We start from the raw sequence: 15,358 nt of genomic DNA, 5'->3' as shown, positions 1-15,358 counted from the left end.
CTATAAATAAAAAGGCTGTTATATGAATTGGATAAACTTACTAGTAGCTACATTGGATATTATATCCGTCAATAAATTTTGTTTTTAATTATTAACCTTTTTGTAACCTTTTAAATCGTTTACAAATTATGCAGATCTCTTATTTTTATTGTAGATATCAAACGCTACAGCTAACAACAGTACTAGACCTTTAATTCCCTGCTGCCAGTCGATACCGAGCCCGATCAGCGACATCCCGTTATTCAGCACACCCATCACCAGACCACCAATAATGGCGCCAAATACGGTTCCGATTCCGCCTGAGGCAGAAGCACCGCCGATAAACGCAGCCGCGATGGCATCAAGCTCAAAGTTTGTACCTGCTCTTGGAATAGCCGCATTCAGTCTTGCCGTAAAGATCAAACCAGAGATCGCAGCAAGGACACCCATGTTAACAAATACCCAGAAGGTAACCTTCTTCGTTTTTACTCCGGACAGGCCTGCAGCCTTCTCATTACCACCAACCGCATAAATGTGACGTCCCATAACGGTCTTATTCATAACAAAGGAATAACCTATAATAAGCACGGCAAGCAGCACCAGGATGTTCGGAATCCCTGCATAGCTGGCAAGCGCTACGAAGAATACGTTAACGACGATAGCGATAAGCACCATTTTCGTTATAAACAGCGGCGTAGAACTGGTCTCGAATTTATACTTCTGCTGATTCTTACGTGCTTTCACTTCATTAATAATGTAGAGTACGGTTACAATAATCCCTGCAAGGATCGCTACCAGATTCGTCCCCGCATTCCCGAAGTCCGGAATGAAGCCTGCACTAATCTTCTGAAATCCTTCCGGGAGAGGAGAGATGGACTGACCTTCCAATACAATCATCGTTAGACCACGGAACAAGAGCATCCCGGCAAGAGTAACGATAAAGGCAGGTATGCGGACATATGCAATCCAGAACCCTTGCCATGCGCCGATTAGGGCTCCGAGCAGAAGCGACAGAATGACCGCTACGACAGGATGCAGATTCATATCCACCATCATTATCGCGGCACATGCACCTACAAGGGCAGCTACGGAGCCTACGGACAAGTCAATATGACCTGTAATGATAACCAGCACCATACCAATGGCAAGGACGAGAATATAGCTGTTTTGCAAGATGAGGTTCGTAATATTGATTGGCTCAAATAACAGTCCTCCACTAAGGGCGCCGAACAAGATCATAATGAGTATCAATGCTATTATCATGCCGTACTGGCGAATATTATTTTTGAGCAGCTGCATTAAGTTATCCATTTGTATGCCCTCCCGATCTGGTCGTCTTCGTCATGTATTTCATCAACAGCTCTTGATTCGCTTCGCTCCGATCCACCTCACCTGTGATCCTTCCTGCATTCATAACGAAGATTCGGTCACAGATGCCGAGTATCTCTGGAAGCTCTGAAGAAATAACGATAATCGCCTTCCCTTCATTTGCCAGCTCCTGAATAATCGAGTAAATTTCAAACTTGGCCCCTACGTCAATTCCTCTTGTAGGCTCATCGAGTATGAGAATATCCGGCTCGGAATAGATCCATTTGCTCAGCACAACCTTCTGCTGATTACCCCCACTGAGGTTCTGGACCTCCTGATGGATGCTGTTCGTTTTGATCTTCAAGCGTTTACGCATTTGCTCTGCAACGATCACTTCTTCATTCTCATTAATAACAGAAGCCTTCTGCAGCTTGTTGATCCCGGTTAACGAAATGTTCCGTTTAATATCCTGGATCAGTACGAGCCCATAGTCCTTGCGATCCTCTGTTACATAGGCAAATCCATTATCTATCGCCTGATTGATTGTGTTATTGTGAATGACCTGTCCTTCCTTGCGCAGCTCGCCTGAGATTTTCTGTCCGTAGGCCTTTCCAAAAATACTCATCGCGAGCTCCGTCCGTCCCGCTCCCATGAGACCAGCAATTCCTACAATCTCTCCGCGCCGTACATTGAGATTGACTCCATCCAGTACTTTGCGATCGGCATGATGCTCGTGGTATACAGTCCAGTCCTTGACCTCAAGCATCACTTCACCAATGTTTGGCTTGCGTTCCGGATAGCGATCCGTTAGATCACGGCCAACCATGCCGCGGATAATTCGGTCCTCGCTCATATCCTTCGATTTCATATCCAGTGTTTCGATCGTCTTGCCATCTCGCAGAATTGTTACGGAGTCCGACACCTCGGATACTTCGTTCAGTTTATGTGAAATGAGAATACAAGCGATCCCCTGCCTCTTGAACTCCAGCATCAGTCTGAGCAGATTTTGACTGTCTGTCTCATTCAGCGCTGCTGTCGGTTCATCCAGAATAAGCAGCTTCACCTTCTTGGACAGTGCCTTCGCAATCTCGACAAGCTGTTGTTTACCGACACCAATATTCGTGACCAGCGTGTTAGGATTCTCATCCAGCCCCACTTCCTTCAGCAGCTCTGAGGTCTTCGAGATTGTCTCCTGCCAATTAATCACCCCTTTGGTTGCCCGTTCGTTACCCAGAAAAATATTCTCGGCAATAGACAAGTACGGGATAAGCGCAAGCTCCTGATGGATGATAACAATCCCTTTCTCCTCACTGTCCTTGATCGTTTTGAACTCGCATACCTGATCCTCGAATAAAATATCTCCCTCGTAGGAACCGTAAGGATATACTCCGCTCAGGACCTTCATGAGTGTTGATTTGCCCGCACCATTCTCTCCGCATAAGGAATGAATCTCGCCTGCCTTCACTTTCAGGTTTACATTCTCCAGTGCTTTAACACCGGGAAATTCCTTTGTAATCCCACGCATTTCAAGTATATATTCAGCCATGATTTCACCTTCCCGCATCAAAAGTTAACAGTCATTCTATTTCAGCCCAACTTCTTCTTTGGTGTAATATCCGGAATCAATCACTACTTCCTCCAGATTCGTCGCATCCACAGATACCGGCTCAAGCAGGTAGGACGGCACGACCATTTTTCCATTATCGTAGCTCTCCGTATCATTCACTTCTGCTTCGGTGCCAGAGAGAACGCTTTCAACCATAGCAACCGTTCGCTCCGCCAACTGGCGAGTATCCTTAAATATGGTTTGTGTCTGCTCTCCTCTAACGATGGATTTAATGGAGGACAGCTCAGCATCCTGACCGGTTATTACAGGCATCGGATTGTTCGAGCTTCCGTACCCTACACCTTTCAGGGAAGAAATGATGCCAAGGCTCAACGAATCGGCTGGAGCGAGAATTGCATCAATCCTCTCATTCGAGTAATGCGCACTGATCAAATTATCCATCCGCTTCTGCGCTTCCGCTCCATCCCATCTGAGCGTAGCGATTTGACTCATTGAATTCTGTTTGCTTCGTATAACCAGCTGACCGGAGTCAATGTACGGCTGTAGTACAGACATGGCACCGTCAAAGAAGAAGTAAGCATTGTTATCGTCCGGTGATCCGCCAAACAGCTCGATATTAAACGGTCCCTTGCCTTCCTTCAGGCCCAGCTTCTCCTCTATATAAGATCCTTGAAGTACACCGACTTGGAAATTATCAAATGTAGCATAATAGGACAAATGCTCTGTATTACGGATCAATCGGTCATAAGCAATGACACGAATGCCTTGGTCATGAGCCTTGCTGATCACATCGGTTAATGTATTCCCGTCAACGGATGCAATCACGATGACATCCACGCCTTTCGTAATCATGTTCTCGATCTGTGCAATCTGATTCTCGACTACATCCTCCGCATATTGCAGATCGGTCTTGAAGCCTTTCTCTTCAAACAGCTTCACCATGTTATTCCCATCGGCTACCCATCTCTCCGCCGATTTCGTTGGCATGGCAATACCGACATAGCCCTGACTTTCGCTGCCGCCTGTCGTCTCCGCAAGATTACATGCACTCAAAGAGATAACGAGCACGAAGAGAAGAAGATAGGTTAATGCTTTCTTCATCGTTTCCACCCTTTCGCTTATACGATTGTGCCTGGATTAAAGCTTTTATAGTTAGCGCTTTCATATCCATTGATCCCTTGTTTCTTCTATATGATATCTCATCCCTTCTTGAAGCGTCTTTGCACATTTGCAACCGTTTTTATAAAAATCAAACCTTTCTTGGTCATGTCCAGACAGGAGTCCTGTGGCAACAAAAAAAAAACGCCTTGCGGCGCTTTTTTAAAAAGAAGAGCTATGTCTTCCATGAATCTATATTGGTCCTCTATACAAAGGCTTCGCCCTTACGATATTTATTCGGGGAAATGCCCATGACCTTCTTGAATGCCGTGCTGAAGTAGTGCTGACTCTCATATCCGATATGATCTGCAATCTCATGCATGGTAAGACTACTGCTATTCAGCAGCTGTATCGCCTTGTGAATCCGAATTCCAGTCAGCAGGGCAATAAACGACTCTCCGAGCTCCTTCTTCAGCATACGGCTTAAGTACACCGGTGAAACTCCCAGCTCGGAAGCTACCAGCTCCAGCGTCAAAGCATGGTTGTGATAATGCTCCTGCAGGTATTGCCGGGCTCTTCGTACGAGCGGAGATAGCGAAGCCTCCTGATAGATGCATTCCTTACACAGATTGTATGCCTGCAGCAGTTCCATCTCCACTCCAACATCCTCAGACGCGGTGTGAATGGTTACACCCAGATTCTCCTTGGCCGCCTCCTCGATCTTCATGAGCAGCTCTGGAGTGAACCTGCTCCAGCTGATCCCCACAATCAGATCAGATCCATTTCTAAACACAAGCGCTTCCGAGGTGCCAATCAGCTCTTCAACAATGTTCTTGACCGCATACAGATACAGCTGGCGATCGCCTTCCTTCAAGATCGTATTCGGCATGCTTGCCTCCGGCCAGCGGATCACGAGACAGCTTGCGGGAGAATCTGTAGGAAGAGAAAGCAGACTGAGCTGCATTCTAAGCTCCTCTTCATTCAGTCTGCCTTGTACCCATTCCTGTCCCAGCTGCTCTCGCAGCACCTCCCTTCTCTTGTGGAGATGCTCCCTGGCAGATGCCTGTTTCTCCTTCTCCAGCTGCTCCTCATCGAGTGAGGCCTTAATTCGCTGCAGCACCCTCATCAGTTCATCCGTTTCAACCGGCTTCAATATATATTCCTCCACACCCAGCCGAATCGCTTGCTGCGCATAGCTGAATTCATCATACCCTGTAATGATAATACATCTGCATTCCTGCTTCTGCTCTCGAAGGGCCTGAATGAATGAGATACCATTCATGATCGGCATATTCATATCGACGAGCACAAGATCAGCTCCCCGTTCTAGTACAAGCTCCAGTGCTTCCGCTCCGTCTTCGGCGAGTCCGATGACCTCCATGCCAAGTGAAGCCCAGTCTACCGAATCGCTGATTCCTTCACGAATGATGGGTTCATCATCAGCGATCAATACTTGATATGGCTTATTCATAGCTCCTCCTCCTGTTCGTGGTCAGCCATGACTTGAGGCTCGGTCAACAAAGGATGCTTAATTGTGACCGTCGTTCCTTCCCCCAGCGTGCTGTCCAGCTGTACCCCATAGTCTGTTCCGAATGCAAGCTGAATTCGGGCCTGCACATTTAACAGGCCATAGCTCTTCTGTGACTCCATCTCTTCATGCTGCTTATCTATGGTCATCAATGGATTGGCAAGCTTCTCCCTCAGCTGCTGAAGCCGCTCCTCATCCATGCCCGCCCCATTATCTGTGATCGTCATCAGAAGATAGTCGGTTTGCTGTTCTACCTGAATTCGAATGATACCTGCACCGCGCCTAGCCTTGATCCCATGATAGATCGCGTTCTCCACAATCGGCTGCATGATCAGCTTGACGACATAGAATTTTCTGGCCTCCTCCTGCAGCTCGATCTGGCAGTTCAGCCGGTCCCGATAACGGGTCTTCTGGATCTGTAAATAGCTGGTGATATGATCTATCTCTTCGGATACCGGAATCATGCTGCTGCCCTTACTGAGCCCGATCCGAAACAATCGGGATAACGATTTCACCATTTCGGATACATCTTCTGCCCCCTGCTTGTGTGCCATCCAGTGGATGGTATCCAGTGTGTTATACAAAAAGTGCGGCTTGATGTGGGCGGTAAGACTGCGCAGCTCAGCTGCCTGCTTCTGTTTTTCTTTTCTCCGATTCATGGCCATCAGCTTCTTGATCTCCTGCAGCATCCGGTTAAAGCTGACACCGAGCATTCCGACCTCATCCCCACGGTTACCGAGATTACGCAGCGTCATGTCACCTTTTTCCGCCTTCTGCATCAAGCTCATCAAGTGATGAATCGGCCTTGAGATGGATTGTGACAGCACATAGGCTGCCGTTAGTCCAAACAAGCAAACAATAAATAAATAGCAAATCACATAAAAGTGAATTTCTCTTACGGCAATTGCTGAATCACCCGTATTGAACACCCCAATGGTACGCCAGCCTGTGTAAGAAGAGGTTTGATATTGAAACTGAAAGTTCTGATCTCCGACTTGTTTCGTAAAGGTTCCATAGGAGGCATCTTCAAACCAGGAGCCCTCCAGCTGAGTAATGATGGACTGATCCGGTGCAAAGATTTTATTCCCATCCTGATCCTGAATCATTAAATATCCATCTTTACCTAGCGTGACATCCCTTGCAATGCCAGCGATCGAGAACAACTTCAAGTCAATCAAAATAACACCTCGCGTCTCACGGGTCTCCGGATCAACCAAAGCTCTGGATACAGATACCACTTCATCCGGTGTATAGTTCACATGGGTAGTGACTCTCCGCTCTCCAGGGTGCCCGATGACCGTAAAGATCCCTTTATGATCCACGGCATCCTGATACCAGCTCTCTTGAGTGAGATCTGTATCGTCTACAGCATACATTTCGTTGCTTATATATTCCCCTTCATTATTAATAATCAGTATGCCTGCAATGTCGGGATGAAGTGTCGTAAATCCCTGCAAAAAAGCCTGAACACTTCCTGAGCTCTTCACCTGCTCTCTTGCTTCGGGATCACCATCAATAAACAGCTGAACATCCTCATCAAATTCGGTGAGATAGGTAATGTTCTGCAAATTCTCAATGGACTTGTCGAGCGACTGATTCACTTTTCCGATCAGCTGCAGTGTATTGTCTTCGACCTGCCTTTCCACAATTCGATCGACTGTCCAATTTACAATTAGTCCAAGACCCAGCGCTGGTACGATACCAATCAGTACAAAAAGAATGGAGAGCTGATAACGCAGCGGCATTTGACTGAATTGAAGCCGGTTCCATAACCGTGGAGATCTGCGTTCATTTCGCATAATACTGCTCCACATTCTGTTTAGTAACAACATTAATTCCGGTATCGACCTGGACTGGAACCGGTGACACCTCGTCTGTCGCAGAAGGAGCTGGAATTGTTAGATCATGATGAAGATGGAACAAATATTGTAAGGACCAGTAGCCCATATTCCAAGTTCCCTGTGCGATGCTCGCCGCAATAGCACCTTCCTTAATCAGATCAAGTGTGGCTTTGTTCGTATCAAAGCTCACAATTTGAACCGGACCCCCCTGCTGCTGAACCGCTTTAGCGACACCGACACCGCTTGCTGCCTCGGTGACAAATACTCCGGCAAGATCCGGATACTTCTCAAGCAGTGCCGCCGTCACTTGCTCTGCATCTACTGCATTTCCTTTTCCGTTGACTGTGTCGACCACTTCCATCATTGGATAGGCCGCCTCCAGCGTATCCTTGAATCCTTGAATCCGCTCTGTATGATTATGCTGTCCAGGTACAGTAACGATGGCTACCTGCCCCTCCCTTCCTGTCAGCTTTGCGATCTGGGCTGCTGCTGTCGATCCTGCGTTATAATTATTCGTTGCCAGGAATGAATAAGCTTTGCTGTTCGGTGCTCCCGAGTCAAACAGCACGACAGGGATGTTTGATTCAATCGCGCGGTCGATAACGCCATCGAGTCCATTCGTATCAATAGCAGAGATGGCAATGCCTGCTGGTTTCTTGGCAATCACCTGGTCCAGCACCATAATCTGCTCCTGCAGGTCGTACTCGGTTGCTCCTCTATATTCAATGGACACATTCAGAGCATCAGCCGCATCCTCAAAGCCCTTCAGGACACTCTTCCAGTATTCCGAGCCGGATTGAAAGGTGACCATCACATAACGCTCCGAAATATCTCCTCTTAGTCCTTCACCCGCGGTTCCTCTATTGTCCACGTCCTCTGTTTTATATTGAAATATATAAACCAAAAAAGCGAATATCAAAAGCGCATAGATCAGCATCATCTTCTTCAATGTAGCTACGCCTCCTCTGTGCGTTACAATACCGGTATTTTAAACCGCTTTCATTAACCATTATAAATCGAGCTGTCAAGACTGTGAGCTTCATGACAACAGACCCCCATCGCTGAAGGTCTGTCACCACACTACATTATGGAAGAGCCTAGTTTAGGAAATGAACCATTTGGTGCAGCGCTTCTCTATCCGATGTATGCTCATTATAAGGACTGTCTTCAACAGCATAGCCAAGAACAACACCAGAGCGGATAATCAGATGATCCGGGATCGACAGCTTCTCTCTAAGTATTTGAGGATAAGCAATCGAATTGAAGGCGGGAACACTCTGCACATGATGATACTCAGCGGCCAGCACAAGATATCCGGCGAAGGTGCCTAGATCCATGGTGGACCAATCCGTCAGCGATCGTTCCTGACAGATAATAACCAAGGCTGTTCCATCGAAGAACGAAATGTTGTTGCGTCGATTCAGCTCTCTTGCCTTCTCATCCTCACGATTGATCCCCATGCACTCAAACATATGTATGCTGTTACGGACACTCCGTTCCTGCATATATTCAGGCCATTCCTTCGGAACTGGAACATCCGTATGGTATGGCTCTGAACGATCAAATGCAGCCAAATAGGCTTCTCTGACCGCTTCCAAGGTGTCGCCTGTAGCGACAAATACTTCCCAAGGCTGGGTATTCGCCCAGGATGGTGCACGCAGTGCATCCGTTAATATATTATCAAGTGTCGCCTGCGGGATCGGCTTGCTCTTGTCAAATTTGCGGTGAGACTTTCGGGTCTGAAACAGGTTCTTACTTTCTTCACGGTGGTTCATTATTGCTTCTCCTCCATTCCTCTACTCTATATATCTGGAATTGACGATTCTTCATGAACGATAATATATACAGACAATAATTACAAGCACACACAGTCCCGAGTTGTAGTATACTTGCTCATGTTGTTTGTCATTTCATCTATTCTTAATGTTGATTCGTTACAATAATGACTCCAGTGCCTGCCTTCTTGGCATCAGAAACAACGATAGGAGGTTATCTAATATTGAAAAAGCCTAGAATCGAGGAGCTGACACCTCTGCGGGGACTCGCATTCCTCGCGATTGTGATGCAGCACAGCCTCGCAGAATATATATACCGGGCAGATATTCTCGCGCCTGATTCCACCATGCTTATGATTGTGTATCATTTGACAAGGTTCGGAACGCCGACCTTCGTGTTCCTGTCTGCCGTACTGCTGTTCTATAACTATGAGAAGAAGCTGCACTATCCGAGCTTTATTCGCAAAAGATTCGGAGATATCTATGTTCCGTTCCTGTTATGGACGGTACTATACTGGCTGAGTGTAAGACTGACGGCTGGCACGAACTGGCTGAGTGTTGACACCTGGACAAGCCTTGTTAGTGAATGGTTTGTTCCTCAAGCCGGTTATCAGCTGTGGTTCGTCATTATGGTGTTCCAGTTCTATCTGCTGTTTCCGCTGTTCCGGAAAGCTGCTCTGTTTCTGAAGAGCAAACTGGCGCCTCTGGATCCGAAACGACAGAACCGTACGGTTGTCACTATTATCGTACTCACTGGCGTCGCCTATGCTTATCTGTTATATCTGTCGTATTATGAGATGGGTGCTTGGGCAGCAGAAGCAGGCGGGATAACGCAAACACTGCTTGGTTACAGATCTTATTCTTTTGTTATGTATTTCTTTTATTTTATACTTGGTGCTCTGGTTGCCTTCATGCTCGAAAAGTTTCGCAAATGGGTACTCAAAATCATGCCCTGGACAGCGTTCTTGTCCATCGCATTATTCACTCTGCTCGCATATGATGTGCTTCGCGGCTCTTCTGATGTGATGAACCTGAACATATCTACCTATTTGAAGCCTCAGACCTTTGCTTTGATTCTGACACAGATGTTCCTGCTGTATGGATTCATGCTCGTCGTCTCGCCGCAGAGCCGTTTCCGTAAGCTGTTTACATGGGTAGGAAGATATTCATACGGCGGTTATCTCGTCCATGCTATGGTCATCTACGGCATCGCATTCTTCACTAGACCGATGGAACTGTCTGGATATCATTTGCCGGTAACGATCATCACATTCCTGCTTACCGTCATCATATCGCTGCTCATCAGCTTTGGCTTGTCCAAGCTGCCTGGATCAAGATATCTGGTAGGTCTTGCGCGCAAACCCAAGAACAAGACTGCGAGAGATAAGGACAAGACGGTCCCGGCAGAAGGTGCTGTGCTCTGACGTAAGAGATTGCACCATTTTCAGTTTATTCTCCCCTGTAATTAAATATCCCCTTCAAGCTTCGTCTGTCGATGTATGACGGTCCTGCTTGGAGGGGATTTTTTATTTAGATTTTAGCTATGATCATGCTTAAGGGCTTCTTTTCCCGGTGCCCTTTCGATCTTGATCTTTCGATGGATAAACTTCTCCAGATCAGGTGTTAACTCTTCCTTCAATTTATCCACCAGCTGCTTCTCGGATACGCCTTTTGATTTGGCAATTTCAGCCAGCGACTTCCCTTGTCGAAGCTCTTGATTGAGCTGATCTGGGGTGAGACCGAGAAACTTGGCAATTTCCTCGCGATTTAAGCGATGTCCTTTGCCATGATGTGCATGCCGCCCGCGAAGCTCACTGAGGGGCGTGTTGATCACTTTGGCAAGCCGGGCATGAATATTCGATTTCATAGAGGTGCCTTGTTCTTTTGTGAGACAGCCTTCTTTGACCGCGGCATCCACCCGCTTATCGATGGCAGGAATAAGCTTCTTCTCGAGCTGCTTATCTGTTATTCCCTTCGACTGGGCAATGCTTGCAATGGTCTTGCCTTGTTCCATTTGGGATGCCAGTTCCTTCAGATCCATATTCAGAATCTTGGCTGTCTCATCCATGAAATAGAGGTGATGTCCTTGCCCGCAATTTGCATCTACCTCAAACTCCGTAAATACCGGATCCGGGGTCTTCGTTTCCTGAGCTCCGGCCTGTCCTGCGAACCCCGTCATGATCGAGATCAGAAGAGCGGCAGAAGCGATGCGCGAAATATATTTGTTCATGTGTCTGTCCACCTTTCTAGCTGCAATAAATTGTCTGCACTTCGTTAGTTTGGACGAACACACCCTTTTTTATCCATTACACATGAACTACACGAGCTGCAAGCTCAAGTACCGGAAGGAAAACGAATAACAGCCTCCGTTCCAATCCCTTTCTCGCTGCTATATTCTATACTTCCATCCATTGCTTCAATGATTCGGAATGTCACCATCATGCCAAGCCCGGTACCCTTCGTTTTATTGGAGAAATAAGGTTCACCGAGTCTCATGAGCTCCTGCTCATCCATGCCTATTCCGGTATCCTGTACATGAATAAAAATTTCCTTCCCTCTCGAATAAGCCTTGACTCTAACCTCGCCGCTGCCCTGAATGGCCTCTATGCTGTTCTTGAGAATATTAATAAATGCTTGTTTAAACTTGGAGGTGTTTCCTCGAACCCACAGGTTCTCGGGCACATCCATCGTGATGACACAGCCCTCCAGATTTGCCATCGGGATCAGCACACCTTCGATGTGATTGAATTCTTCCGCTAGATTAATGAGCCTGATCTGATCAAATTCCGGCTTGGCAAAGGTCAGAAAATCATTAATAATCTCGGATGCCCGATCGAGCTCCTCAATCGCAATACTGACATATCTTCGATTCCTCAAATTCTCCTGCTTGCTCATCAGCTGGAGAAATCCGCGGGTTACCTGAAGGGGATTCCGGACCTCATGTGCAACAGAAGCCGCTAATTCACTTATAATCTTGATCTTTTCCGAGCGCTGCAGCTCATTATTGAATACTTCAAGCTCCTTCGTATACAGCTCTACTTGTTCATGCTTGCCCCATAAGGGATTTGTCTTGATGATCACGAGAGACACCGTAAATGCAGCCATCCCCCACTTCATCATCCAGAAATCATACCAATTCAAGGTGTAATATAGAATCCATTCGACAACGGCTGCGACTGTAAATATTCCAGAACCGAATGATAGCAAATAGGCTTTACGGTTCCCCTTGCGTGCCTCCAGGATGGCAAAATAGGTCAGCAAGATAAGCTCTACAATAAACACAACCCCAAACACAGGCCGGGTCAAGAATTCATAAAACGGATAAATGAAATCTCCCGTTAATGCATTGACCACTCTAACCAGCATGCACAATGCGATGTATACCAGCATAGATTTCCACAGCTTATTGATTAATCCGCCTGGTCCAGGTCCGATCATCTGTTCAAAACAATAGGCTAAGAGCGGCAGCAGCAGAATTAAAGCCGTTTCGAAGCCTGTAACCAGAATCCAGCTGTAATCAGGGTACAGCGTATACAAAGTCGGTGAATACAACAAGATAGCGAGCCCGAAGCAGATAATGACCCCCATCATTGAGGACCACTGTCTTGTATTCACCCGGGTCATAAATAAACAGGTTACCGCTATGAGGACGGCAAGCAGCAGCAGGATACCTCCCATTAGGACAGACGATAAACCATCTCTAAGATACATGCCGCTTAAGTCTTTATAAGAACCTGTCCATGCGTTCTGGCTCAATCCGACAGTTCTATCACTGCTGTGTGTCCAGATGTACACGGTCTTGCCTGAATCCTCTTGATCCAGAGACAACAGAATATGATTGCGATCAAACGGATAATTGTTGAATTCTCCTAATATACGCTCTCCATCTATATAGATATCAATCTGCTGTCCATAAATATATTCAAACAAAAGACCCGACCTCTCATCCAGATCGGCTGGCAGCTTGATTCTAGTCCATGCGGCACGAGCGATAGATGGATCCATGTCCTCAGCAGAATAGCTGTCATCAATCGCTGTCCACTTATAATTTCCCTCCATCAGCTCCTCATAGCTGACGTTCACACTATCATTAAACCAGAGCATGTCCCGCGACAATTTCTGTATATCCTTATCCTGTGCATGCAAGACAGCTTGCGGCAGGATGAAGAGTACCCCTAGTAAACACAAGATGATAGCCGCCGATACTCTGGGCCCGATCTTCATTAGAACACCTCAAGACTCGATAAAATTAATACACATCCTTATTTTTCCACACTTTATTGATATCTACAATACTATTATCGCGCTCATCCCGAAGTCTCTCGCGCTCTGCCTCATACTGATTCTTGATCATTTCTAGTTCCTTCTGCTCTGCTTCCTCCCGATATTCAAACCAGACCAGACTCTCCTCATCCTCGTAGATGGTCCATATATCTGAGAATAGGTAGTCCTTGATCTCAACAATCCTGCCGTTCCATAAGCCGGAAGACCAATAGAGGCCGTCAGGTTTACGAATGACCGTCCGTGAGTAACCAGGTGTAGATGCTTTTTGACCGATCTTAATCGATCCGATCATATTCGAGAATGTACACCATTCCATCACCTGTCTTCCTCCAATCCTAATGACTCTCTATATTTTATAGCTAACATGGATTTTTAGAAACTATATTCATTCTATCCAATTGATTCGGGAGCGAAAGCTCGGTTTAAGAAATAGTCAAGTACATTTGGTTAGACCTCTCAAATTCATGAAGGAGGATAAAAAAATGAATAACACACATCGAAATGTGGAAGTCGAGCACAAGGATGTTCAGAAGAAATCTGATTCCAGTTTAGTCGCATCTACATTTATCAAATACGCAGCTTACATCATCCTATTTTTCGGATTCCTATACTTTCTCGTTAAATTTGTATTCCCTATGTTCTAGATGGACACGCTATCCGTAACTATGAACTGCTATGCATTCCCATGAACTTGAAGAAATAAGACTTTAAGGAGAGATATCAAATGGAGAATAAACCACATACGAACGAAGCCGATTTTGCCTATGAACGTTATAAATCCATGCAGGAGCCGGATCCGCTGAATACCCTGCCTGAAGATGATTTGGATTATGTAAATACGTATACAGAACAGACCGTAAGTCTGGATGAAGACACAACACCACTTGATGCCGAAACGGCTCAAAAGGAACCGATGCAGGATGTGCGCAGTACCTCCTCCATTGAATTTGCACCGGACGAGGATTTTATGGATCGGCAGGATGTGCTGATCCGATCCAGCGAGCCTGATCTAGCAGCCGTACCCGATGCAGATGAGATCGCTGCAAACAGCCCAGTCGATCCGGCAGCTCCAGACCCGGATGCCATGCATGGTACAGATCTGATTAATGGCGCCGGCGGAAGTCCAGAGAAATGAATCTAAAATAGGATATTGTGCAAGCTGCTGCGGTGTCTTCATTGCAGCGGCTTGTTTTTTGTTCAATCACGCTCCTCTCTTCTACAGCTATGACATTTTCGTGTCTATTCCGATGAACGTTTCTAAATGGAGAGAAAAAAGGTATGATGAGAACATATTTAAACTATATCAAGGAGGAAACAGCATGTTGTTCAGATCCAAAGGCTTCAAATTCCTCTTTCTCCTGACTGCACTTGTCGTTATTCTGGCAGGCTGTGGAAAGGATAATGCAGAGAATGACGAGCTTGAATTTGGAGGGATTGGTGTTCCTGACCCTGCGAAGTCTCATCCGGTTGCTACCATTGAGCTGTCTAATGGCAAGCAGATCGTAATGGAACTCTACCCCGAAATTGCTCCGAATACCGTGAACAATTTCATTTCCCTCGCTAACAGCGGCTTTTACGATGGAACGATCTTTCACCGGGTTATCCCGAACTTTATGATACAGGGCGGCGATCCTGAAGGAACAGGGACTGGCGGTCCTGGTTACAGCATCAAGGGCGAGTTTACAAGCAACGGAGTGAAGAATCATCTGCTGCATGTTCGCGGTGTCGTATCCATGGCGCGGTCCAATGACCTGGATTCCGCAGGCTCCCAGTTTTTTATTGTACAAGCGGATTCAGAGCATCTGGATAATCTTTATGCCGCATTCGGTAAAGTGACCGAAGGTCTGGACGTTGTCGATGAAATAGCGAATCTCGAGAGAGACCAGAATGACCGGCCAGTTGACCCGCCAGTAATGACTAAAGTCACTGTAGACACACTGGGTGTCGACTATCCGGAACCAGAGAAAATTGAATAGAA

Annotated in this window: 14 protein-coding genes; 4 read left to right on the top strand and 10 right to left on the bottom strand. The window is 46.5% G+C overall.

The window, feature by feature from the left end:
• Positions 1 to 126: 126 nt before the first annotated feature.
• The 7 genes from mmsB to ACFSVM_RS02365 form a co-directional block, all read right to left on the bottom strand.
• The gene (gene mmsB, locus ACFSVM_RS02395; protein ID WP_076312082.1) at positions 127 to 1,290 is read right to left on the bottom strand and encodes a multiple monosaccharide ABC transporter permease; all 1,164 of its coding nucleotides are present in this window, start codon (positions 1,288 to 1,290) and stop codon (positions 127 to 129) included.
• Complete coding sequence (mmsA, locus tag ACFSVM_RS02390; RefSeq protein ID WP_076312083.1) at positions 1,283 to 2,833, bottom strand: multiple monosaccharide ABC transporter ATP-binding protein; 1,551 nt, start codon at positions 2,831 to 2,833, stop codon at positions 1,283 to 1,285. The genes mmsB and mmsA overlap by 8 nt, the downstream gene beginning before the upstream one ends.
• Before the next feature lie 36 nt (positions 2,834 to 2,869).
• Positions 2,870 to 3,955, bottom strand: a complete 1,086-nt coding sequence (gene chvE, locus ACFSVM_RS02385) for a multiple monosaccharide ABC transporter substrate-binding protein (protein ID WP_090726197.1) — start codon at positions 3,953 to 3,955, stop codon at positions 2,870 to 2,872.
• 262 nt (positions 3,956 to 4,217) lie between these two features.
• On the bottom strand, positions 4,218 to 5,423 hold the full coding sequence (locus ACFSVM_RS02380; protein WP_379260191.1) for a response regulator transcription factor: 1,206 nt from the start codon (positions 5,421 to 5,423) through the stop codon (positions 4,218 to 4,220).
• Complete coding sequence (locus tag ACFSVM_RS02375) at positions 5,420 to 7,279, bottom strand: cache domain-containing sensor histidine kinase (RefSeq protein ID WP_379260189.1); 1,860 nt, start codon at positions 7,277 to 7,279, stop codon at positions 5,420 to 5,422. The genes ACFSVM_RS02380 and ACFSVM_RS02375 overlap by 4 nt, the downstream gene beginning before the upstream one ends.
• The gene (locus tag ACFSVM_RS02370) at positions 7,269 to 8,270 is read right to left on the bottom strand and encodes a substrate-binding domain-containing protein (protein WP_076312607.1); all 1,002 of its coding nucleotides are present in this window, start codon (positions 8,268 to 8,270) and stop codon (positions 7,269 to 7,271) included. The genes ACFSVM_RS02375 and ACFSVM_RS02370 overlap by 11 nt, the downstream gene beginning before the upstream one ends.
• Before the next feature lie 148 nt (positions 8,271 to 8,418).
• Complete coding sequence (locus ACFSVM_RS02365; protein WP_379260187.1) at positions 8,419 to 9,096, bottom strand: nitroreductase; 678 nt, start codon at positions 9,094 to 9,096, stop codon at positions 8,419 to 8,421.
• Between the two features lie 224 nt (positions 9,097 to 9,320).
• Here ACFSVM_RS02365 and ACFSVM_RS02360 point away from each other — a divergent pair, with 224 nt between their 5' ends.
• Complete coding sequence (locus tag ACFSVM_RS02360; protein WP_379260185.1) at positions 9,321 to 10,520, top strand: acyltransferase; 1,200 nt, start codon at positions 9,321 to 9,323, stop codon at positions 10,518 to 10,520.
• 113 nt (positions 10,521 to 10,633) lie between these two features.
• On the opposite strand, the gene ACFSVM_RS02355 is transcribed toward ACFSVM_RS02360, so the two are convergent.
• From ACFSVM_RS02355 to ACFSVM_RS02345, 3 genes are all read right to left on the bottom strand, one after another.
• The gene (locus ACFSVM_RS02355; protein ID WP_090726208.1) at positions 10,634 to 11,326 is read right to left on the bottom strand and encodes a hypothetical protein; all 693 of its coding nucleotides are present in this window, start codon (positions 11,324 to 11,326) and stop codon (positions 10,634 to 10,636) included.
• A 104-nt stretch (positions 11,327 to 11,430) separates the two neighbouring features.
• Positions 11,431 to 13,320 carry an ATP-binding protein gene (locus ACFSVM_RS02350; protein ID WP_379260183.1) on the bottom strand — a complete coding sequence of 630 codons (1,890 nt, stop codon included), beginning with the start codon at positions 13,318 to 13,320 and terminating at the stop codon, positions 11,431 to 11,433.
• Positions 13,321 to 13,345: 25 nt separating this feature from the next.
• Positions 13,346 to 13,696, bottom strand: a complete 351-nt coding sequence (locus ACFSVM_RS02345) for a hypothetical protein (RefSeq protein ID WP_379260182.1) — start codon at positions 13,694 to 13,696, stop codon at positions 13,346 to 13,348.
• Positions 13,697 to 13,862: 166 nt separating this feature from the next.
• Here ACFSVM_RS02345 and ACFSVM_RS02340 point away from each other — a divergent pair, with 166 nt between their 5' ends.
• From ACFSVM_RS02340 to ACFSVM_RS02330, 3 genes are all read left to right on the top strand, one after another.
• Positions 13,863 to 14,024 carry a hypothetical protein gene (locus ACFSVM_RS02340; RefSeq protein WP_177178795.1) on the top strand — a complete coding sequence of 54 codons (162 nt, stop codon included), beginning with the start codon at positions 13,863 to 13,865 and terminating at the stop codon, positions 14,022 to 14,024.
• Between the two features lie 80 nt (positions 14,025 to 14,104).
• Complete coding sequence (locus tag ACFSVM_RS02335; protein WP_076312092.1) at positions 14,105 to 14,515, top strand: hypothetical protein; 411 nt, start codon at positions 14,105 to 14,107, stop codon at positions 14,513 to 14,515.
• Positions 14,516 to 14,699: 184 nt separating this feature from the next.
• Positions 14,700 to 15,356: a peptidylprolyl isomerase gene (locus tag ACFSVM_RS02330; RefSeq protein WP_076312093.1), complete on the top strand. Its 657-nt coding sequence runs from the start codon at positions 14,700 to 14,702 to the stop codon at positions 15,354 to 15,356.
• Positions 15,357 to 15,358: the final 2 nt, after the last annotated feature.

Source organism: Paenibacillus shunpengii (assembly GCF_042684905.1).
Taxonomy (GTDB): Bacteria; Bacillota; Bacilli; order Paenibacillales; family Paenibacillaceae; genus Paenibacillus; species Paenibacillus shunpengii.
Note: the sequence above shows the minus strand (reverse complement) of the source record. Positions and strands in the feature narration are given on the sequence as shown.